Raw genomic sequence first — 23,375 nt, forward strand, 5'->3', positions numbered from 1 at the left:
GCTTATGCCTTTTCCTCTTTGTCGCCTTCTTCTGTAGATCCAGAATTAGAAGAATCTCCATCACTTGAGTCTCCACCTGAACTATCTCCAACGGAAGTTGAAGATGAACCAAGTTTATAATCACTAATTTCACCAATATCATCAAAACTTACATATTGACCACCCATTTTTGCATAAGCAACCCCATCAACAAATTTAATACCCTCTATAGGATAAGTTCCATAATTTGCAGTGATCTTTTCCCCGTTTTTATTATTATAAACCACTTTAACACTATACTCTCCATCCCCAGCATAAACACCATCATTATTTCTACCAGGCCACTCTAATGTAAATAAACCTTTTGATACTTCTTTTCCCTCATTACTTTTTTCACTAAATACCAACTTATTATTTTTATCATAAACCTCTAAGGTGATTCCTTTATCATCCGAATCTTCAGGCAAATACATTTTTAGTGCAATAACCTCATCTGCGCCTGTTAATTTGACTTTGTTTTCATTTACCGTAGCCATTTTTCCTATAGCTCCCACTGCTGCAGTACTCATGCTCGTGCTAAAAGAATTGGAAAGTTTTTCCATAGTTTCAACCATTTTTTGCATAGTTGTATTGGTATTTTGTTGCATTTCAAGTGCACTAAGCTGTGAGGTTTGTGTAAGCATTTTATCACTATCCATAGGATCTGTTGGATCTTGATGTTGAAGCTCTATCAAAAGAAGTTTTAAAAACGCATCTTTGTCTAAAGTAGCATTTGGATTACTAACCACACCAGAGCTATTGCTACTAGATGAATTATCCACTTTCGTATCCTTGTTGCTTGTTTGGTTAGTATTAGCAGTATTTGTCCAGTTAAGATTGCTATTCCAATTTGTTGTCGCCATGATAAAATCCTTTTTTTACATTCAGTCTTTTTTAATTAAAAGCAATAAGTGTTCCAACTTAGAAATACTTCGCTAAAACAAGCTCTAGATTGACTTTTTCACTTTCATTTTTTCCATCTAAAGCATCTTTAAAACCATATCCACTACGATTTTTTCCTTGATTTTGATTTTGCTCTCTTTTACCTTGATCACTAAAATTCATTTCAAGTCCAGTAAATCCCATATTTACAAGAGAATTTTTAAACTCGACTTGATTTTGGATAAACAAATTCATTGCATTGGTATTGGAGTTGAAATTGATATGAAGGTTATTACCTCTTTGTATCAAAGTTACTTCCACTTCTCCAAGATTATTAGGATTTAGAGTGATACTAAGTTTAGTGATAGGCGCTTTATATTGATCTACAGCCTCTTTTAAATCTTGTGAAAAATACTGCAAAGTCTCTTTAGGCGTGATATTGCGAGCATTGTTTTGTGTTACTTTACTTAAATCTTTGACTAAAGAATTTAAGTCATCTAAATTATTTTTATCTACATTTTCACTGTGCGTTTTTGTTTGCTCTTGAGTAAAAGTTTCTTTATTGGTATTGTTGTTAAAATTAGCATTATTCTCTTTGTTTTGAACTACTTGAGTTTTATTTAAATTTTCAAAATTTAATTTTTGATCAAAGAAATTCTGTTTTATATCTTTATTTTCTTTGTTGTTGTTTTTAGGCTCTTTATTTAAACTAAAATCTTTTTGTGTTAAATTTGAAACTAAATTCTGAGTATCTTTGACAATTTCTTTATTTGAATTTTTATCAAGATTTAAATTTTGATTATTGTTCTTTAAATTTTTATTCTGATCTTGTATATTCTCTTGATTTAAATTGTTTTTTTCTTGATTTTTATTTAACTCTTTATTAAAATCTTTGTTTTCTTTATTTAAATCTTTAAGATTTGTAAGCTCCTGAGTGCTTGCATTGTCTTTTAACTCTTTGTTTAAATTTTTATCTTGTTTTGTACTATCTTTAATCAAATCTTTAAGATTGTTATCTTTATTTAAATTATCTTGGTTTTTTTTATCTTTTATATTTAACTCTTCTGTTAAATTTTTTGCAAACTCATCATTTTTGATATTTTTTAAAGTATTTTTAGCATCTGTAGTATCTTCTTCTATTTTTGATTTAACTTTATCATTTTTTTCGTGTTTGCTTTCTTTGGATGAAAGCATGGAATCTAAATTTTTTAAAGTTTGAGAAAGCAAAGAACCGCTATCTTTAGAATTTGTTTTTTGCGTAGAATGAGTGCTTGTAGTATGAGTTGTATTTTGTAAATTGTGATTTAAATTTTTACTCATATTGGAAATTTTATTATTGATGATTTCTTTAAAAACATTATCCACAGCACCTTTAAAAAAATCAGCCTTATCTAAATTTGGAAAAGTTGCTTTAAGATCAAGAAGACGATCTACTTTAATATTTTTTACATTTAAGCCCAGATCTTTAGCTATGTCCAAAAGCTCACTAAGATTTGATGCGCCTTTTAAAGCATTAAAATTGGCCTCTGTTTTGATAAGACTCGAAAGTTGAGTAGAAAGATTTGCCAGTTTAACATCTGCTGTATCTGTTTTTAGCTTATCCAACAAAGAAAGAATTTGCATAAAAGAAGCAGATTCGAAAATGCTTATCTTATCACTCTCATCAAAAGCTCCTTTTTGAAGTCTGTTCATCGCTTCATTAACAACTTCTTTTTGACTGATCTTCATATGATCAGGTAAAAATTCATTGGTTTCATCGATAGAATTAAGCAAAGAATTTAAAAAACTCTCCGTATCATCTTTAGTTGAATTTTTGCTATCGCTACTTTCATGTTCCTTATTTTTACTGGTTTTGCTAAAAGAACTGCTAGTAGTAGAAGTTTTACTCGGCGTAAGATTTAAAACATCATTTTGCGGAGCTAAATTTGACATCACTTTTCCTTCAAAAAAATTATTTTAAAAATTTATCTACCATTACATTAGGAAATTTTTCTTTCAAATAAGAATCTTCATATACTTTAATCATCTTATCTTCATTTAAAGCAGTTAAGATATTTAAAAGCTCTTCTAAATTTTTAGCATTTAAAATTTTCTCTAAATTTTCTTCATTTTCTAAAATTTCTGTAAGCTCGCTTGAAATTCTTGCCATTTTTTCGTTTTCATCTGATCTAAAAGTTTCTAAAAGTTCTAAAACTTGAAGCAAAACTTCATTTTTTCTCTCAGCTAAATCGCTTTTAAATTCAACAAAAATCTCTTCATTTAATGGTTTTGACATTTTAACTTCCTTTTTAAAATTTTAATTTCATAAGTTTTTGAAGCAAGAAGTGTTCCAAGTTTTGATACTTTGTAGTTTAAGTTAAATTTTTGTATAATCTAAGCTTTTAAAAATTTAGCTTTGGAGAAGAAAATTTGGAAAACATTAGAAATATAGCAGTTATAGCTCACGTTGACCATGGTAAAACCACTATGGTAGATGAATTGTTAAAACAATCAGGCACCTTTAGCGAAAGAGAACAAATTTCAGAACGCGTTATGGATAGCAACGATATAGAAAAAGAACGCGGTATTACCATACTTTCAAAAAACACAGCGATCAATTACAAAGGCACAAAAATCAACATCATAGATACTCCAGGGCATGCTGATTTTGGCGGAGAAGTAGAACGCGTTTTAAAAATGATTGATGGAGTTTTGCTTTTAGTAGATGCTCAAGAAGGTGTTATGCCACAAACTAAATTCGTGGTTAAAAAAGCTTTATCTTTAGGGCTTAAACCTATAGTTGTAATCAACAAAATCGACAAACCAGCTGCTGATCCTGAAAGAGTGATCAATGAAATTTTTGATCTTTTTGTAGCCCTAGATGCAAACGATGAGCAACTTGACTTTGCTATAGTTTATGCTGCAGCAAAAAATGGTTATGCTAAGCTTGATCTAAACGATGAAAGTGATAATATGGAGCCACTTTTTAAAACCATACTTGAACGCGTTCCAGCACCAAGTGGCACAAATGACAATCCTTTACAACTTCAAGTTTTCACTTTAGGGTATGATAATTTCGTAGGTAAAATAGGCATTGCTAGAATTTTCAATGGGGTTGTAAAGAAAAACCAAAGCGTAATGCTTGCAAAAGCTGATGGCACCAAGGTAAATGGTAGAATTTCAAAACTCATTGGCTTTATGGGTTTAGAAAAAATGGATATTGAAGAAGCAGGAAGTGGAGATATCGTAGCTATAGCAGGTTTTGAAGCTTTAGATGTGGGTGATAGCGTTGTAGATCCAAACAATCCTATGCCACTTGATCCTTTACACATTGAAGAACCAACTTTAAGTATAGTATTTTCTGTAAATGATGGCCCACTAGCAGGAACTGAAGGAAAACATGTAACTTCAAATAAAATTGCTGAACGTTTAGAAGCTGAAATGAAAACTAATATTGCTATGAAATACGAAAGCACAGGCGAAGGTAAATTTAAAGTAAGCGGTAGGGGTGAACTTCAAATCACTATTTTAGCTGAAAATATGCGTCGTGAAGGTTTTGAGTTTTGCATGGGAAGACCTGAAGTTATCGTAAAGGTTGAAGATGGGGTTAAAACAGAACCTTTTGAACATTTAGTTATCGATGTACCTGAGGAATTTAGTGGTGCGGTAATAGAAAAACTTGGCAAAAGAAAAGCTGAAATGAAAACTATGGCACCAACAGGCGATGGACAAACAAGACTTGAGTTTGAAATTCCAGCACGCGGACTTATAGGTTTTAGAAGCCAGTTTTTAACCGATACTAAAGGCGAAGGCGTGATGAATCATAGTTTTTTAGAATTCCGTCCTTTTAGTGGTGCGGTTGAAAAGCGTAACAATGGAGCGTTAATTTCTATGGAAAATGGCGTAGCTTTAGGGTATTCTTTATTTAACCTTCAAGAGCGTGGAGTGCTTTTCATAGAGCCTCAAACTAAAGTTTATACCGGTATGATTATAGGTGAGCACTCTCGTCCAAATGATTTAGATGTTAATCCTATCAAAGGAAAGAATCTTACCAATGTAAGAGCAAGCGGAAGCGATGATGCAATCAAGCTTGTACCACCTAGAAAATTAAGCCTTGAAAGAGCTTTAGAGTGGATAGAAGAAGATGAACTTGTAGAAGTTACGCCTGTAAATGTGCGTGTTCGCAAACGCTATCTTGATCCAACTCAAAGAAAAAGAATGGAAAAAGCAAAATCTTAATGGATTTAAAAAGCTTAGAAAATAATAGACTTTATATACTTAAACGCTTAGGGATCTTAAAATTCCTAAGCATTATCGAAGCCTTGCTTGTAGGCTTTTTAGCCTTTGTTTTTATAAGAGATGCCTTAATTGCAGTAATTTTAGCTGTTTTTGTAGGTATTTTTTTCTTTCGTTTTACAGCCAAAAAACTAAAACTCGCACAAAAAGAATTACAAATTGACGCTTTAAATTTATTTTTGCGTCGTTTTGGGGCGAAATTTAAAAAGCAAAGTTTAAGCCAAAAAGACTTTTTAAAACTAGAACTTACAAAGGATTTGAAAGAATTTAAAAGTCAAAACTGCTTTGAATTTAAGGATTTTAAAATTTACGATATTCAGTTTTTGGACGAAAACAAACGCTTTTTTTGCGGAATTTTACTCAAAATTTTAAGTGCAAACAAAAATCCTAGCTTTAAAAATGAAGAACAAATTTATATCAAACTTAAAGATAAAAACTTCACTTTAAATCATATCTTTTCTAAAGAAAATCATTATCTTATCGCTACTTTAAGCAATCCTTTCTTTATAGATATAAAAAAAGATTTAGAAAACAATTTCAAAAATCTAGAAGAAAATCTAAACTCTATAAAAAATAAACTATTTAAATAACTAACATAAAGTTAATATCATAAAATTTTAATAAATATTAATTATATACTTTAAAAATATATTACTTTTAGTAACACTTTAAAAATTTAATTTTATTTAAATTATTCTTAATTATGCTTAATATTTAAGAAAAAATATACTAAAATCAATTTGAACTGCAAATAAAAAGGAGGAAAATCATGAAAAAACACATTTTATTGCTTGGTTTATGTCTTAGTTTGAGTCTTAGTGCTAAAAGCGTGAGTGACTACAAAGTAGGAGAAGAATTAAGCGACAAGGAAGGAGTAGAGTATTTTAAGGAACTTTCCAAAAGACCTGTGCAAGAATGGCCAAATAAAAATTTAAGCATCAATGATGTTCCAAAAGGCAAACAAGGGGATTTAATCCGTTATGGTATAAAGCTTTTAAGTAAGACAGAAAGCACTCTAGGACCCTATAGCAAGCTAAAAAAGACAAGCAACGAAGTAAACTGTATTTCCTGTCACATGGACAATGACGGCAATGGTTTACCAGGGACAAAAAAATATGTTATTCCATTTTTAAATGTCCTAAACAATTATCCAAGACTTGATATAGAAACGATGAAAATCATCTCTATTGAAGATAGAATTCGCGGAATGGGTGGAACTGACTCTCATAGATTTCCTAATGATTCTAAAGAAATGAAAGCAATTTTAGCTTATTTTAAATGGCTAAAAGAAGCCTATGGTATCAAAGACGGCGTAAAGCTTGAAGGAGATTTTTTTGCTAAGATGAATTTTCCAAATCGCCCAGCTGACCCTGTGCGTGGAAAAAAACTCTTTGAAGAAAATTGCGTTTCTTGTCATGGCGAAAGAGGACTTGGAGTAAAAAATGATAATTACGAACAAGGTAGCGGACATTTATATCCATCTTTACTTATCTATCCTGATGGTGGACACATGGCTATGATACCATTTTTAGCAAGATTTTTAAAATCAGCCATGCCTTTTGGTGCGAGTGCAGATAATCCTATATTAAGTGATGAAGATGCGCTAGATATAGCAGCTTATGTCAATACAGGTTTTGTAAGAATGCCTATAACCACTACAGAAAATCGTGCAGGACTTGATACAGCTTATAGCAAATCCCCATCATTAAAACCTGAGTATTTTGCCTCACCACAACAAAATTTAGACCCTAAAGAATACATAAAAGTAAAATACGGACCTTGGAAAAATCCAAATCACTTCCCAGGAGAATGATTAATTTTGGGCTAAGCCCAAAATTAATCCTCATCTTTGGCTAAATTTTCAAGACTTTTAATCCCTTCTTCGCCTATCAAATTTCCACCTTTTAAGTCGCTAAATATCGCGTTTAAAGAACTCACTATGGCAGTGGAATTAAAACTTAGATTTTCTATAGCTCTTTCTCTTTTTTTCCATATATTTTGCAAAGCCCTTTTTTCAGCTTCTAACTCTTCTTTCATATTTTGATAAGTTTTGAGTATAAAAGTGATTTGCGTATTAAATTCCTTAGAATTTAAGTATTCGTATAAAATGTGATTTTTTTCATCTTTGTTTTGTAAAGCATTTTTGAGTTTATAAGCGTTTATAATGCTTTCTCTAAGCACCGCTAAAACACCTTTGAATTCATTAAAAGTACAAATCAAAATTCCTTCTTTAAAATGCGCTTTTTCTTTATCTTTTGGCATAGTTTTTGTGATCAAAACCGCTATATCGCTTTTTGCAGCTATACTATCTAGCTTAAGCTTATCAAGCCATTCTTTATTAAATTCTTTAGTGCGTTTGCTCTCATACAAAATACTTCCACAAATATTTCCAAAATTATCCTTTACTATATGCAGACAATCAGCTCCATTTACGCCCTTTGGCACTTCTTTTACTTCATCACTTAAATACTCACTTTGTATGTATTCTTCTATGAGTAGTTCAGCTGCTTCGCCTTGGAGTTGCTGTGAGCCTTGTTCTATCCTGCGTTGTGCGTCTTCTAACTTTTGGGCTACACTTTTAAAATTCGTTTCTAGTTCTTTGTATTTAAGATCTTGCTCTTGAGTGCTTTTTTGAAATTCAAGACGCATTTTTTCTCTTTCAAATTCCAAATTTTTGTTTTCTTGTTCTTTAAATTCTTTAAAAGCCTCTTCTTTAGCTTGAAATTTCAATCTTTCTTCATTTTCTTTTTGCTCTCTTTTAAGTCTTTCATTTTCAGCCTTTATACTTAAAAACTCGCTAAGTTCTTTGCTTTTTTTCTCGAGTTCTTCTTGCATGATTTTCATTTCATTTTCATGCTCTTTGTTGAATTTCTCGCTGAATTCTTTTTGGAAATTTTGCTTTTGAGTGAGAAGTTCTTGTTCAAATTTTTGCTTTTCTAAAAGAAGCTTTTGGCTTACTTGCTCGCTTATGAGTTTTTCTTGTTCTATCTTTTGAGTTTTTAAATCATTTAAAGCTTTTGTATATTCAGCTCTTTTGGCATTTACCTCATCATCAAATTCTTTTTTTTGTTTTAGCATTTCTTGCTTAGCTTTATCTAAAATTTGAGTATATAAAGCAGCGCTGATATCGATAAAACTTCCACAACTTGGGCATTTGATTTGTTCATTTTGGTTTAAATTTAGCATAAAAATTTCCTTAGAATTTTTCCCTAAATTTAACATAGAAAAACAAAGATTATTCTAAGATTGACTTGTTAAAATCATTCTTTTAGAATAATTAGGATTACAAATGCAAAAACACACCAAAATTCACGGCTTTGCTAAATTTAAACTCATCGTTATTCTTGCTTTGATGTCAAGCATAGCACCGCTTTCTACAGATATGTATTTGCCTGCACTTTCTCATGTGGAGCAAAGTTTTCAAACTAATTCTTTTTTAACCCAACTTAGTATCGCAAGTTTTTTTATCGCTTTTGCTTTAGGACAGCTTATATATGGGCCTTTAAGTGATATTTTTGGGCGTAAAATTCCAGCTTTGGCAGGGATATTTTTCTTCATCGTTTCGAGTTTGTTTTGTGTGATTATCGATGATATTTATGCTTTTATCGCTTTGAGATTTTTTGAAGCACTTGGGGGTTGTGCAGGTGTGGTTATCGCAAGGGCTATTGTCAATGACTTGTTTGAGATCAAAGAAGCTGCAGGGATTTTTGCTTTGATGATGGTTTTTAGTTCTCTTGCTCCTATGCTTTCACCAACTTTTGGGGGAATTTTGCTAGAGTATTTTTCATGGCATAGTATTTTTGCGACTTTGTTTGCTTTGGGAATTTTACTTTTTTTGATGATACTTTTTGGTTTAAAAGAGTCCGCACCTCATCTTAAAAACAAAAAATTTTCCCATCATGAAGCGATGAAAAGCTACAAATTTGTTTTAAGCGATAAACGCTTTTTAGTTTATATACTATGCGCTTCTTTTGCTTTGGCGGCGATGTTTGCTTATATCACAGGATCAAGCTTTGTTTTTACGCAGTTTTTTGGCTTAAGTGAGCAAAAATTTGCTTTGCTTTTTGGAGCAAATGCTTTAGGTTTTGTCATCTGTGCAAATATCAATGCGAGATTGGTTTTAAAATACGAAAGCGAAAAAATTTTGGCAAAAGCTTTGATGATAATGTTTATATCGACCGTGATTTTACTTGCAAATGCTTTTTTTCACCCAAATTTCTTGCTTTTTGAACTTAGTATTTTTACAAGTATCGCTATGCTTGGTTTCATCGCACCTAATACCACGACTTTGGCTATGGCAAGGTTTAAAGAGCATAGCGGAACTGCTTCTGCGGTGCTTGGAACGGTGCAATTTGGTTTTGCAGGCTTTATCTCCTTCGTGGTTGGGGCTATTAACGCAAATACGCCGATAATCCTTGCTTTTGTAATGTGTGCTTGCGTATTGGTTGCAAATATGATATATTTTCTAATCAAAATAAAGGAGAAAAAATGAAAACAAATAATATCTTTATGGCTTTAGCCATAGTTTTGGCAAGTTTGATTCTAGCTTTTGGATTTAACAAGGCTTTAAGTGATTTTAAAACACTTGAAAGAAGTGTAAGCGTAAAGGGTTTAAGCCAAAAAGAAGTCGAAGCAGACACTTTGATACTTCCTATAAAATTCACAAGATCAAACAACAATCTTACAAATTTATACGAAGAACTAGAACAAGATAAAGAAAATATCATCAAATTTTTAGAAAAACAAGGCGTAAAAGAAGATGAGATCAGCTACAACTCGCCAAATATCATAGATCGTTTAAGCGATCCTTATGGCAACGACACTCAAGCTACATACCGATACATAGGCACTGCGAATTTACTCATCTATACTCAAAATGTAAAGCTTGGAAAAAGCATACTAGAAAACATTTCAAGTCTTGCAAAATTTGGTATAGTAACAAAAATCGATGATTATGATATAGAATACCTTTACACGAAGCTAAATGAGATAAAACCACAAATGATAGAAGAAGCAACGCTCAATGCTAGAAATGCAGCGATAAAATTCGCACAAGATTCAAACAGCCATCTAGGCAAGATAAAAAAGGCTTCTCAAGGACAATTTAGCATCAGCAACAGAGATAAAAACACCCCTTATATCAAAACCATAAGAGTGGTTTCTACTATAGAATACTACTTAAAAGACTGATGATGAAATTTCAAGCTAAGCTTTAAGGCCTAGCTTGGAACTATAGAATTTTTTCGTGCGGTTTAAGAATTAATTTTGCTATTCGCAACATAATATATTTTTGTCTTCTAAAATATAAATCATGTTTTAACCACTTATTATCTTATTAATAAAGTTATGTATTTTTTCGCTATGCAAAACTAAATTAATCTCATCTTTATTTAAATTTTCAAAATATTGTGCTAAACTTTTTTTAACATTTATCCCATCTATTTTTATATTATTTCCATTGTTTGGATTTATGTTATTTTTCTCATTTTCTAATAAACATAGAATACCCTTATCTGCAAAAGCATTGCACTTGATTTTACTCTCTATTTCCAATATTTGTTTGTTTGAAAATGTTTTATATAACTTATTTTTAGACAGTATTGTATTTATACCATTACATATAATTCTTATTGGTATCAAATCTTCTATTTCAATATTTTTATTGTCTTTTCCATTAGACATATCAACAAATATACATTCTACCTTTATTAATTTAAATTTTTTATTAGAAATTTTATTATATTGTTCTCTGCCTTTTTCGTCGTTATCTAATATAACCCTAAATAAAGCATTTTTTGGCGCAAAAGAATCGCAAAACTCTAAATACGATTTTATATTATCAGCCCCATCACAAGAATGAATATAAGGTTTATCAATATTATGTATTTCCAATATTTTTTCTATATATACCTTATCGCATTGTCCTTCTACAATGATGTTAAAATTATCAAATATCATAAAATCGTTACATTCTATACCCAAATAATCACGAATTTTTTTCATACCAATGCTATCAGAGATATTAACTAACTGTGTTGAGATACAATTATATACATTCCCGTTTTTTCTTTTAAAACTTTTTTCTTCAACTTTTTGCTCTAAAAGATTAACATTTGTAAAGGTTGAAGAATCTATAAAAATTGGAGAATGTGTTGTAATAAAAAATTGTCCGTCTTTAGCGTTTTCTTTTATGTCAGATAGCAATTTCTTCTGTAATCCAAAATGAAGATAAACATCTGGTTCATCAATGGCTATTATCCAAGAGTCATTATTTTTTCTCAATTTATCTAAAATACGAAAATGCATCAATATATGCGATAATCTTTGCAATCCAGAACCTTTCGAATGCAATGTTTTATGTTGCGAATTATCTTTAATAAAAAAATCTGTTTTAGCAATTAACAAATCTTTAAAACTTTCTATTTCTTTTGGCACATCAAAACCGAAACTCCATCCTTCTTTATATTTTTCTAGCAAAGGTGAAATATTATTTGATAATTCATTTAGCACACCTTGTAATTCATTTAAAACTGTTTCAATTTTTTCTTTTAAAATTTTTTTACTACCAGATATTCTTCTTCCAGCTGTTTCCATTTCAAGTACTTCATCTATTAGTATCTTTATAGTAGGTGGAAACGAAATGTTTATAGCCTCTAAAAAGAAAAAATTTATTTCCTCTAAAAAGCTATTAATATCTTTCTCATTTAGCTTGGAATTATTTTTCATTCCGCTAAGTTTATATTTTTTTTCACTTTCTTTAAAATTATCTTTATCTTTTGTTGATAAATTCCAATCTTTTTCTATATGATACTCATCTGAATTTTTTACAAAAGTAATTTTTATTTTTGGCCTATAGCTACCTCCCCTAGTAGCTTCGTATTTATAATGAGGACAATCTATTTCTTTTAAAAAAGCGAATTTATCAAAAAATAATGCTAATGCTCTTAATATATTTGTTTTTCCAACATTATTCGCGCCACAAAAAACAACCATTCCATTTTCTTGTGATACATTAATTTCCATATCTATAATCGAACGAAAATTTTTTATAGAAATTTTTTTAATTTTTATTGGCATTATTTATCTCCTATTATTTTTATCTCATCTTCGGTGAGATTGTAAAGTTTATAAACGATAGAATTGATTTTATTTTCTAGTTCTTGGGTGTTTGTGTTTTTGTCTTGTTCTTTAGCTTTTAAAATTTCATCGACTAAATTTATAAGTTCATCGGCTATTTTTTTATTTTTGGAATTTATAGTTACTATAGGGATATTTAGTAAAGGCTCTTTGTCAATTTGATAATTATTGCCTTGCATTTTTCCTTTATGTTTCAACCAAAATGCTATAAGCTTTGAATTTAAAATAGCAGTTAAATATTTAACATTAATTCTTTGAGTTTTAATCACATAAAAAGTTGCTGACACATAACAATCAAAATCAACATAGCTAAATTTAGGCTCACCTACGCATTTTCTAAGTGCTACTATTCTAGGACTTCCTGTAAAAAATTTTTCATCTCTTGCTCGGTGCAAACCATAAGGTTTATTATCAGAAGTGATAACCTTTTTAAATTTATCTAAATGTTTTTTCGAATTTGGATAATTATCCATAGAATTTGGATTTTTAAAAGATGAATTTGTATAAATAACCCAAAAATAATTATATCTTTTTACAAAATATTTTTGAATATTATCGCTTTCAAAAATTGGTTTTAAAAGTATTTTTTCATTTTTTAAAAGATTTAAATTTTCTACTTCTTCATTTGTTAATTTTTGAATTCCCTGTCCTAAATAAAAATTATTTCCTAAAATTTCTAAAGATTTTTTATTTATATTTTCTTGAGGATAAACTATTCCTTGTGCCACTTCCCTTTCTTCAAGATAAAATTTCCCATATTTTTGAATTTTATTGAAAAATTCTTCATAATCACTTTTTGTAAAATTTAAAGTTTTATCTATGAATTTTTTTGGAGTTAAATTTATCTTTAGAATTTCATTGTTTTGGGTTTTTTCATTTTTTAAAAGACTTAGAGCATCTTCATAAATTGGAGTTTGGGTTGTGATTTTAGCAAAATGAAATTCGTAATTTTTAGGCGGTTTTATTTTTTGAAAACTCATAATCATCGTTTGTATACTTGCAGAATCAAACACCATAAAAGAACTAAAATCAACAAGGCTTAAAATTTGGGATTCTTCTAAAACTATATTGCGTAGTTTTTTAGCTCCTGAATTTGTAATCCAATTATTAGTAGCTATAAATGCTAAATATCCATTATTTTTTAACATATCAAATCCACGCCCTACAAAATGATACCAAATATCCATTTTTCCTTGATAAGTTCTTAGCTTTTTTGTATTAGCAAAAAGTTCTTTATTTTCGGCTTCTTTTATATAAGGTGGATTGCCGATGATGAGATCAAAGCCTTTGAAATTTCCATCATCGTCCAAAATTTCAGGGAATTCAAAACGCCATTCAAAAGGATGATTGCTTTCTAGGTTGAAGATATTGTCGTATTCTTTTTTAAGATTTGCAAATTCTTTTGTGGCTTCTTTTTCATCAAAGTCAAAAAGAGTCATATTCGCACTAATAAAGAATTTCAAATTTTCATCATCTACGGCTAAGAAATTTCCGTATTTTTTAGAGTATTTTTCACATTTATCGTTAAAGCCTTTCATTTCTTTTTTAAATTTATCTGCAAAGCAGAAATTTTTAAAAGAAATTTTGAGATTTTTTATCTCTTGGTTGATGTGGCTTTTATCTGTGTAAAAGCCTTCTTTATAGTCTTTTACTGTGCGTTTGTATTTGCTGATGCGTTCTTTGATGTTAGGATAGTGGTTTAGGCTTTTGCCTGTTTCAAAGTAAGATACCAAAGAATTTCCGCATTTTATGTTTATATCGATGTTTGGCAATGTTTTAAGATCGTGATAATTCTCATCATCAAAGCTTTGATAAAAACTATGTTTTAAAAGCTCTATCCAAAGCCTTAGCTTGGCGATCTCGCATGAGTTAGGGTTGATATCGACTCCAAAAAGGTTGTTTTCTATGATGTCTTTTTTGGTATGAAAAAGTTCTTGCTGGATAAGATGGGCTTTATCTTTAGGTGTTTTTGGGCGTTTATACTCTATAAACTCGCCTTTTCTACCCGTGATGAGAATTTCATCGTTTTGTACTTCTAGGTAAAACTCTTCATCAAAAAGATTTAGCTCATCATAGATACTCAGCATAACATTTAAAGCAGAAACCAAAAAATGCCCGCTTCCCACCGCAGGATCGCAAATTTTTATAGAGTTTAAAAGCTCTTTTTGTATCTTTTTATCTTCTTTTCTTAAAGATCTTCTTAACTCGCTTATATCTTTAGCATCAAGATCAAATTGAGCGTTGAATTTATCAAGCACAACTTTTGTGATGCTTTCTTTACACATATAAGAAGTGATAAAGCTTGGCGTGTAAAAGCTCCCTTCTTTGTAGCCATTAAGTTTTTCAAACACATTTCCTAAAACGCTTGAGCTTATGAGTTCTTTTTGGTTTAAAATTTCGCTTTGCTCATCATCGCTACCAAAATCAAAGCTATCCAAAAATTCAAACAAGTATTCCAAAAGCCTCACTTGTCCTTTTTTAGCCTTGCATTTATCATCTTTTAGCACAGTGTTTTTATAGTAAAAAAGCTTTAAATCATTGCTTAAGCTTGAAATTTCAAGTGTGTTTTCTATGCTTTGTTTTTCAAACAAAGAAGAATTTAGATAAGGTAGATAAGCAAATTCGCTTTTCTTTCTCGCGCTTTTTTCTTTGGCTAAAACTTCAAAGAAAAGTTCGCTAAGCTTGTCAAAATCAGGGATTTTTTTGAAATTTAAAAATTTCAAATTTTTATCATCATTAAAACGCACCAAATTTGACTCTATAAGCTTTAAAAACAAAATGCGATTAAGCCATAAGATCAAAAGTTTTAAGATGGTTTCAAAATTTTCTTTTTCAAGCTTAGAATTTATAGCGGTGTAGAAAGTGCCTTGCTCTTCTTTACTTTCTTCACTTTTTGCGATGATGAGTTTTGAATTTTGTTTGCTCTCACAAAGCCCTAAGATGTATAAAAGCTCTTTGTAAAAAGCGTTGTTGAGTGAATTTGCATCGTTGGGGTTAAACTCACTTAGCAAACAATCTTTGCTAAAAATTTTAAACAAAGGCTTAAGCTTACCAAAGCTTAATTTATCTTGCTCTAAGATAGGTTTTAAATCCACAAAAAGCCCTTTTAAAGTGCTATCGCCATTTAAAATCTTTTCAAATTCTTTATAAATTTCGTCGGTATTGCCTTTAAAAAGCGAGTTTTTGCTTTCAAAATTTTCAAAAGCTTCTTTAAAATACTTGCTTTTGTTAAAAAGCTCTTCAAACAAATCCGCCTTAAAGATAAAAAAGCTATAAAAATCCGTGATGATGATGTGCTTAAGCGATGAATTTAACGCTTTTCTTTCGCGAAGATAGTATAAAATTCACTCATGCAAAGCCTTGCAATTAGGTTTGCTTGGGCTAAAAAATTCTCTAGAATTAGGCAATTTTGCTTCGATGATGACTTGAGTAAGGCCATCTTTTTTTAAGGCTAAGTCTATACCACTGTTACCTTTGTGTATGCTTTTGACTTCGCATTGAAAAGATAAATTTTCAAAAAATTTGCTAAGAGCGTTTGCCACAAGGGAATCTTCGTTGTTTTTGAGATTGTTTTCTAAATTTATTTTATAGTCTTTTAAAGTTTTGATAAATTCGTTTAGTTCTATTTCTAAGATAGGCTTTTTGCGGTGGTAGGGATTTAAAAATTCTTTTTCATTTATAGCTTCAAATTTCATATTGCACTTTCAATAAATTTTAAATATTTTAGCAAAAAAATCTCAAGTTTGGTATAAAATTTAAAAGTTACTTTTTGTAATTTTATAAAAAAATAATTATATAAAATGAGAATATTTGATACAAAATTTTAAAATTTTAAATATTTTTATAAAAATATATCATTTTTTAAATTTATCAATACCCCTAGTTTTATTACAATAATTCTATATATCATTAAAAAGGAGTAAAATGCGTTATTTAGCTATATTTGCGATTTCAATCACGCTAAGTTTTGGTGCAGCTAATCCACCTATACAAGATAGAACGGGCACAGGACTTGTTTTATCAAGTCACGAGCTAGCCAATAAAATAGGCAAAGAAGTTCTTGACAAAGGCGGAAATGCCATAGATGCAGCTGTATCTGTAGGTTATGCTTTGGCTGTAGTGCATCCTGCAGCAGGAAACATAGGTGGTGGTGGCTTTGCAGTCATTCATCTAGCCAATGGAGAAAATACCACGCTTGATTTTAGAGAAATGGCACCTTTAAAAGCAAGCAGAGATATGTATCTTGATAGCAAAGGAGAAGTTATAAAAGATGCTTCAACTATAGGTTATCTAGCTGCTGGAGTACCAGGAACGGTTAAAGGTATGAGTGCTATACTTGATCGCTACGGCACTATGAAACTAAAAGACTTGATGGCTCCTGCTATAAAACTAGCTGAAAAAGGTTATCTCATCAATGATAGACAAGAACAAACCATGCTAGAAACTAAAGATATGTTTAAAGAATTTCCTAGTTCAAGCAAATATTTCCTTAAAAAAGATGGCAGCACTTATAAAAGCGGGGATTTATTTGTCCAAAAAGATCTAGCAAAAACTTTAAAACTTATCGCAAAGGAAGGTCCTGATGCTTTTTATAAGGGAAAAATCGCTGATTTAATAGCAACGGATATGGCTAAAAACAAAGGCATTATCACTAAAGAAGATCTAGCACAATACCAAGCTATTTGGAGAAAACCTGTAGAAGGCACTTATAGGGGTTATGATATCATTTCCATGTCGCCACCTAGCAGTGGGGGTGCTCATATTATCGAAATTTTAAATATCATGGAAAATGCCAATATAGAAAATTTAGGCTTTGCAAGCTCTAAAACTTTACACATAATGACTGAAGCTATGCGTCAAGCTTATGCGGATAGATCAGAATACATGGGCGATCCTGATTTTGTAAAAATCCCACTTGATAAACTTACAAGCAAAGAATACGCCAAAGAAATTTATGCAAAAATTCCAAAAGATAAGGCTTTACCAAGCTCAAAAGTAAAACCTGGTTTAGGACAAATTCGCGAAGGACATAATACCACTCATTATTCTGTGCTAGATAGCAAAGGCAATGCTGTAAGCATTACCTATACTATCAATGCGAGTTATGGTTCGGGCGCTGCGATTGAAGGTGCGGGGTTTTTACTCAATGATGAAATGGATGATTTTTCAATCAAACCAGGGGTACCAAATTTATACGGACTTGTAGGCGGAGAAGCTAATGCTATAGAACCTAAAAAAAGACCTTTAAGCTCTATGAGTCCAACTATCATACTAAAAGATGGAAAAGTATTTATGGTAGTAGGTAGTCCAGGTGGTTCTAGGATCATCACGACAGTTTTACAAGTGATTTCAAATGTGATCGATCATAAAATGGATATATCAACAGCAGTAGAATCTCCAAGATTTCACATGCAGTGGCTACCTGATGAAATCAGAACAGAGCCTTTTGGAATCATCAAAGATGTGCAAAACAATCTTGAAAAAATGGGCTATAAAATTACCAAAGAACCTTATATGGGCGATGTAAATGCGCTATCATGGTCGATCCAAAAACTGGAAAAATCGTAGGCTCTATGGATACAAGAAAAGAATTCTAACTTCTTATTTACCCTTGAAATTTCAAGGGTAAATTTATACAGGATTTTTAAGTCTTCTTTTAAAAAATGCTCCTAAAATTAAAATCACTGTAAAAGCAATGAAAAAATATAAAAATTTAGGCACAGGCACAGGATCTCCTGCTGCATAAGAATGCAATCCTGAAAGATAGAAATTTACCCCAAAATAAGTCATCAAAATAGAATAAAATCCTATAACACTCGCACTTGCAAAGGCGTAAGGATTGTTAAATTTTGAGATAAATCTAAGATGTAAAATCATAGTATAAACAATAATAGAAATTAAAGCCCAAGTTTCTTTAGAATCCCAGCCCCAGTATCTTCCCCAGCTTTCGTTTGCCCAAACTCCACCTAAGAAATTTCCTATAGTGAGTAAAGCAAGTCCTATTATCATCGCCATTTCGTTGATACAATGTAAGTTTAAAATACTTTGATCTATTTGAGCTTTTTTTGGATTTCTTAACATAAATAAAATCAAGCTAAATACTCCAAGCAAAAAGCAAAGTCCTAAAAATCCATAGCTTGCAGTGATGATAGAAACATGGATATTAAGCCAATAGGATTTTAAAACGGGCACAAGATTTGTAATTTGTGGATCCATAAAACCAAGATGTGCTACAAAAAGAGAAATTCCAGCCATAATACTTGCAGTACAAAGCGCTAAAGAAGATCTTTTATAAAAAACAAGTCCCGCAAAAGCACAAGCAAAAGCTATATAAACCATACTTTCATAAGCATTACTCCAAGGAGCGTGATCTCCTACATACCAACGAAAGATTAAAGCTAAAGCATGAGCTAAAACACTTAAAGTAATGAGAATAAAAATGGCATTTTTAAGCATTTTTGGAGCTTTTTTAAGGCTTAAAATTTCATAGACTAATAAGATAAAAAGCATACTACCTAGTAAAAGATAAATAGGGGTGAGATTGTCAAAAATATTATAATGATTTAAAAAAAGCTCTAAAGAAATTTGAGTAGGTGTAGGGATAAGATTTGCTCCGTAGAAATTTTGAAAATTTTTAAGTCTTTCTAAACTTTCATCGGCTTTAGAAAAATCTTTGGTACTAAAAGCTTGTTCAAAATCAAAAAAATATTTTGCCAATAAGCTTTGCATATTTTCTATATCCTTTAAATCAAAAGGCATAGGTGTAGCAGGAGAATACCAAGTATAGGTTTTTTGGCTTGGATCAGGAAATATTCTAAAAATTTCTCCGCTATAGATATAAAAAGCGGTGTTGATTTTTTCATCAAGAGCTAAAATATCTTTATCAAACTGATCTCTTAGAGCAGGTTTTTTGCGGTTTGCTTCTTCTATATAGTTTGAAAGTTTGTAAAAATCTCCATCAAAAACATCATCATAAGCAAGATATTTTTCATTTTTATCCACGCCTAAAATTTCTTTTAGCTTTGCAGTTTTTACGCTAATCATTTTTATTTGTCTAAAATGTTGTGGATACATCATCATACCAAGAAAAATTTGATTATAGTTTAAACCTAAAAAATCATTTTTTTTGGTAATCTTATGGATGTAATTCATCGCTAAAGTATCGATAGGTTTTATCCTGCCATCAAAGTCTTGCACAAGTAAGCTTCCAAAAAGCATAGAATGTTTTGCAGAATTTTCTTTGATATTTTGTATAAGCTTTAAGGTATTTTCATCGGCAAAACTTTTTATATTAAAAGCAAAAAGACAAAAAAGAATTAATAAAAGATTTTTTTGATTTTTAAGATAGTTTGATAATTTTTGAAATCTTGAGTTTTTAGCAAATAAAATCCATAAAAAACCTAAAGTCAGCAAAGTATAGCCTATATAGGTCGGAATTTTTCCAGGATCTTTATTGACTGAAAGTATGGTGCCTCGTTCGTCTTGATCATAAGAACTTTGAAAAAATCTATATCCGCCATAATCTAAAACATTATTCATAAAAATTTTATACTCAAAACTTTTATCTTGATCGATCACTTCGATATCTGAAGCATAAGAAGAAGGACTCATAGAACCTGCATAGCGATCTAGAATAAAATCTTTTAAAGTCAAAGAAAAAGGCAGTTTGATCTCTTCACGACCCCAGTTGAGTGCAAAAATTTCACCTCCTAGTCTAAAAGGCAAAACATTTTCATTGTTGTAATTTGGAGTGAGTAAAATTTCTTTGCTTTCATTATTAAAAGAAATTTGCATTTTGATGATAGGATTGCTCATTGCATTAGAGGCTTTTTCATAATCAAGTAGTTTTAAATTTATAGTTTTATTTTGCTGCATGGAAACTTTTTTTTCAAAACTATTATGGAGTAAAGGATTAAAAGCTACTTCAAAGGATTGATATTCTACAACCTTACCTTCATCATTATAAAGCATTAAGGCTATAAATTCATCTCTTGTCACAATGATATCAGAACTTTGTCCTTCTCTAATGTGCATACCTCCTTCTACGCCAAAATAACGCGTGATTGCAGCGCCAAATAAAATTACTATAAAAGCACTATGCAAGAGCAAGGAAGCATATTTTTTTCTTTGTAAAAGTTTGTGTATAAAAATAATACCTATAAGATTGATTAAAAGCAAAAGGTGTAAGATATCAAACCATAAAGCATTATAAACTAAGGCTTTAGCAGCATTTGTGCCAAAATCATTTTCGACAAAAGTCGCTACTGCACAAGAAAGAGCATAGATAAAAAGTAAAATAAGACTCATCCAAAAGGAAAAAAAGCTTTTCTTAAACATTTTTCTCCTTGTATGCTAGAAAAAGTGTTTTAAAAAGCTTATCTTCATTAAGCTTTTGATTTTTTTCATCTTTTAAAATTTCCATAGTCAAAGCAAGGCGTTTAGCACTCATAAAACCAGGATAAATCAGTAAAGTTTTATGTTTAGGAGTAAAAAATACCAAAGTAGGCGTAGCGTCTATATTGAATTCTCTTGAAAGTTCTTCTGTGCTTGTTTTTTTATTGTCGTAATTATGAATTTTATGATAACTTGTATTGATATAATAAGAATTATATGTGTTTTTTAAGATATTTTGAACTTCTTTGTTGTTTTGAATTTCGTGTTTTAATTTATCGCAATAAACACAATTATTTGCACTAAAAATAATTAGCACAGGTTTGTCAGAAAAAACAATATTTTGATTGTCTTTAAAAAATTCTGCGATTTCTTTGTAAGAGTTGAGATCAAGATTGTTTGCATCTTGTTTGTATTGTTCTGTAGTTTTTGTTCCTTTAGAAAGAATATTTTCATCTATTTTTTCATCATTACAAGCACAAAATAACAATATTATAAATCCTAAAATCAGTTTTTTTAACATCAAATCCTTTCATTTAAAATTGCCTAGAAAATCTAGGCAATTATTATTTTAACAAATCCACTATAAAAGCATAAATCATCAAGAATAAAAAGATCATTCCTGTAATCAGCATCAAATAACCTGCTAATTTAGCAATGCCTTTATAAGAATCAAATTTAGAGTTTTTCTCATATAAACTTTCAAGCTTTCCGCTTTCTTTTAGGCGTTGATAATACGCATTTCTTTCTTGTTTAATCTCGGCTTCACTTTGGGTTCCTGAGAAAATTACCATATCCATAGGGAAGCGATCTGCTCTAAAATGAGTATTGAAGAAGTGGATTGCAAAGATAAATCCTGTTGCAAGTAAAGCTTCATCAGAGTGCACTAAAGAACAAAGATTGATCATCCAACCTGGTAAAAAGGTACTAAAGAAAGTAGGAAACCATAAAACCAATCCTGAAAGTCCTATAACAAACATACCCCAAAATACTGCTAGATAATCAAATTTTTCCCAATAAGTCCAGCGGTCAAATTGTGGTCTTTCGCCCATGCCAAAGAACCATTTAAAATGTGCTTTCATATCTTTAAAGTCTTGCCAATTTGGCATTAAAGAATCAGGTCCAAAAAGGGCTTTTAAAATTTTCATTTTATCAAGTTTTCCTGTTTGTGGATCACGCACTAAATCTCTTCTTTTCCAGTTTACAAGTATGATTTCTCCAATATGAGAGAAAAAGACTATAAACATAACAATAGCACTAATATGATGCACTATGGTTGCACCGATTGGTCCGCCTATAAGATCTATCATGGTTTGTGCCCAAGGAGCGGTATAAAATTTTTGCGGCAAACCCGAGAAAGCAAGTCCTAAGAAACTTGCCGCCATAAAGAAATGCTGAATTTTATGGAAGGTTGAAAAACGTTTGATTAAAACCTTGTCATTGTGTGCATTTTCTTTTGCTTTTTTCCATTCTGCAGGATGTGAAAATCTTGCTAAAATCAGTCTTATACTCCAAAGTAAAGTATGCAAACCAAAGAATACAAAAACTCCTATCACTAAAGCGGTCATAAAGATATAAGCACCGTGAAGTAAAGGATAGTTTTCTCCATCACTATGATCAGCATGTGCAATAAAATTGGCAAAATTTTCATTAGAATTTGGATGACACTGTGCACAAGTTTGAACACGATTTAAAGACGATAGGGTTGAGTTTAAATCTTCAACTTTTAAAATATTGTGTTTGCCGTGACAATCATAACAGGCTGCGATTTTTGGAGCACTACCAGGACTATTTAATACCATAGCCTTACCATGAAAAGTATCATGATAGCGATCTTGTTTATCTTGATGACATTCACCGCACTTAAAATCACTTCTTTGTTTTAAGGTCATTGCATTCATTAATGGATCGTTGTTGTGGATATCATGACAAGTGGTACAAGTTGGAATTTTTTTCTTTTTTCCATCTTTATCAAGTTGTATTTGGCTGATATTTTGATGAATGCTGTGTTTAAATTCTTTATCTATATCTTTATGACAACTTGCGCAGTTTTTATTGATAAGATCTAAATTTGTAGCATTATTGTAGCGAATAGATTTTTTATCTTCGCCTTTTCCGTGGCAATCCCTGCAACTTGGAACATCTCCAAAATACATTCTTGAATGAATGCTATCTTTAAAATCATCTAAATTTTTAGCGTTTTGCCATTTTTCTATTTGTTCTTTTTGAACTTTTCTTCCAGAAAGCACCCAAGATTCTATACCATCTAACATAACATAAACATGGGTATAGCCTAATTTTTGGCTTAAATTTGCAATATTAGAAGCATCAAAAGTAAAACGATTCGACCCATAAAAAATTAAGGTTGCATTAAAATCATCAGGTAATAAATTTTGCCAATTTTGCGCATCAACTAAAACAGCATTAGGTATATTACCTGCAACCTCTCTTTCTTCCTTGGAATTAACATCCACAAAATATACATTTTTTTGCCCTAAAAGTTTTTCAGCATCTTTCATACTGATAGGAGTTACACCTTCAACTATACCTATTTGAATTTTTCCGTCGGCAAGTAAAAAAGGGGTTGAAAAACAAAAAACAGCAAGCAATATAAATTTTATTAAACTTTGTTTCAAAATTTACTCCTTAAACTCGCCCAAAAAAATGGACGA

The 23,375-nt window shown here is 30.8% G+C and carries 13 protein-coding genes and 2 pseudogenes; 6 read left to right on the forward strand and 9 right to left on the reverse strand.

The window, feature by feature from the left end; all coding sequences use genetic code 11:
- Positions 1–2: 2 nt before the first annotated feature.
- Genes AJN60_RS02395 through AJN60_RS02405 form a run of 3 tightly spaced genes read right to left on the reverse strand, consistent with a single transcriptional unit; the run spans position 3 to position 3,175 of the window.
- The gene (locus AJN60_RS02395; protein ID WP_096738025.1) at positions 3–881 is read right to left on the reverse strand and encodes a flagellar basal body rod modification protein; all 879 of its coding nucleotides are present in this window, start codon (positions 879–881) and stop codon (positions 3–5) included.
- A 58-nt stretch (positions 882–939) separates the two neighbouring features.
- A complete protein-coding gene (fliK, locus tag AJN60_RS02400) occupies positions 940–2,835 on the reverse strand; it encodes a flagellar hook-length control protein FliK (protein WP_079861545.1) in 1,896 nt (631 codons plus the stop codon).
- A 16-nt stretch (positions 2,836–2,851) separates the two neighbouring features.
- Positions 2,852–3,175: a hypothetical protein gene (locus AJN60_RS02405; RefSeq protein ID WP_002782892.1), complete on the reverse strand. Its 324-nt coding sequence runs from the start codon at positions 3,173–3,175 to the stop codon at positions 2,852–2,854.
- A 134-nt stretch (positions 3,176–3,309) separates the two neighbouring features.
- Here AJN60_RS02405 and typA point away from each other — a divergent pair, with 134 nt between their 5' ends.
- The 3 genes from typA (at position 3,310) to AJN60_RS02420 (ending at position 6,988) form a co-directional block, all read left to right on the forward strand.
- Positions 3,310–5,118, forward strand: a complete 1,809-nt coding sequence (gene typA, locus AJN60_RS02410; RefSeq protein ID WP_002799607.1) for a translational GTPase TypA — start codon at positions 3,310–3,312, stop codon at positions 5,116–5,118.
- Positions 5,118–5,765 (forward strand): poly(A) polymerase, encoded by a 648-nt coding sequence (locus AJN60_RS02415; protein WP_070285806.1) that lies wholly within the window; start codon positions 5,118–5,120, stop codon positions 5,763–5,765. The genes typA and AJN60_RS02415 overlap by 1 nt, the downstream gene beginning before the upstream one ends.
- 179 nt (positions 5,766–5,944) lie before the next feature.
- Entirely contained in the window at positions 5,945–6,988 is a 1,044-nt protein-coding gene (locus AJN60_RS02420) for a c-type cytochrome (RefSeq protein WP_070285807.1), read from the forward strand.
- Between the two features lie 23 nt (positions 6,989–7,011).
- Here AJN60_RS02420 and AJN60_RS02425 read toward each other — a convergent pair whose 3' ends face one another.
- A complete protein-coding gene (locus AJN60_RS02425) occupies positions 7,012–8,361 on the reverse strand; it encodes a DUF2130 domain-containing protein (protein ID WP_070285808.1) in 1,350 nt (449 codons plus the stop codon).
- 103 nt (positions 8,362–8,464) lie between these two features.
- Here AJN60_RS02425 and AJN60_RS02430 point away from each other — a divergent pair, with 103 nt between their 5' ends.
- The gene (locus tag AJN60_RS02430) at positions 8,465–9,667 is read left to right on the forward strand and encodes a multidrug effflux MFS transporter (protein ID WP_070285809.1); all 1,203 of its coding nucleotides are present in this window, start codon (positions 8,465–8,467) and stop codon (positions 9,665–9,667) included.
- The gene (locus AJN60_RS02435) at positions 9,664–10,365 is read left to right on the forward strand and encodes an SIMPL domain-containing protein (protein WP_002879193.1); all 702 of its coding nucleotides are present in this window, start codon (positions 9,664–9,666) and stop codon (positions 10,363–10,365) included. The genes AJN60_RS02430 and AJN60_RS02435 overlap by 4 nt, the downstream gene beginning before the upstream one ends.
- Positions 10,366–10,491: 126 nt before the next feature.
- Here the strand turns inward: AJN60_RS02435 and AJN60_RS02440 are convergent, their stop codons facing one another.
- Both AJN60_RS02440 and AJN60_RS02445 read right to left on the reverse strand, forming a co-directional pair.
- A complete protein-coding gene (locus AJN60_RS02440) occupies positions 10,492–12,252 on the reverse strand; it encodes an ATP-dependent nuclease (protein WP_070285810.1) in 1,761 nt (586 codons plus the stop codon).
- Positions 12,252–16,007: pseudogene (locus AJN60_RS02445) on the reverse strand (type IIG restriction enzyme/methyltransferase). The gene AJN60_RS02440 and the pseudogene AJN60_RS02445 overlap by 1 nt, the downstream one beginning before the upstream one ends.
- 229 nt (positions 16,008–16,236) lie before the next feature.
- On the opposite strand from AJN60_RS02445, the pseudogene ggt reads away from it, so the two are divergent.
- Positions 16,237–17,909: pseudogene (ggt, locus tag AJN60_RS02450) on the forward strand (gamma-glutamyltransferase).
- A gap of 34 nt (positions 17,910–17,943) precedes the next feature.
- Here ggt and ccsA read toward each other — a convergent pair.
- From ccsA to AJN60_RS02465, 3 genes are read right to left on the reverse strand one after another with little or no spacing between them, the layout of a single operon-like run.
- On the reverse strand, positions 17,944–20,649 hold the full coding sequence (gene ccsA / locus AJN60_RS02455; protein WP_070285811.1) for a cytochrome c biogenesis protein CcsA: 2,706 nt from the start codon (positions 20,647–20,649) through the stop codon (positions 17,944–17,946).
- Complete coding sequence (locus AJN60_RS02460) at positions 20,642–21,226, reverse strand: SoxW family protein (protein WP_070240505.1); 585 nt, start codon at positions 21,224–21,226, stop codon at positions 20,642–20,644. The genes ccsA and AJN60_RS02460 overlap by 8 nt, the downstream gene beginning before the upstream one ends.
- Before the next feature lie 43 nt (positions 21,227–21,269).
- Complete coding sequence (locus AJN60_RS02465; protein WP_079861544.1) at positions 21,270–23,339, reverse strand: rhodanese-like domain-containing protein; 2,070 nt, start codon at positions 23,337–23,339, stop codon at positions 21,270–21,272.
- Positions 23,340–23,375 lie beyond the last annotated feature (36 nt).

It is taken from the genome of Campylobacter sp. BCW_4323 (assembly GCF_001763115.1).
Lineage (GTDB): Bacteria > Campylobacterota > Campylobacteria > Campylobacterales > Campylobacteraceae > Campylobacter_D > Campylobacter_D jejuni.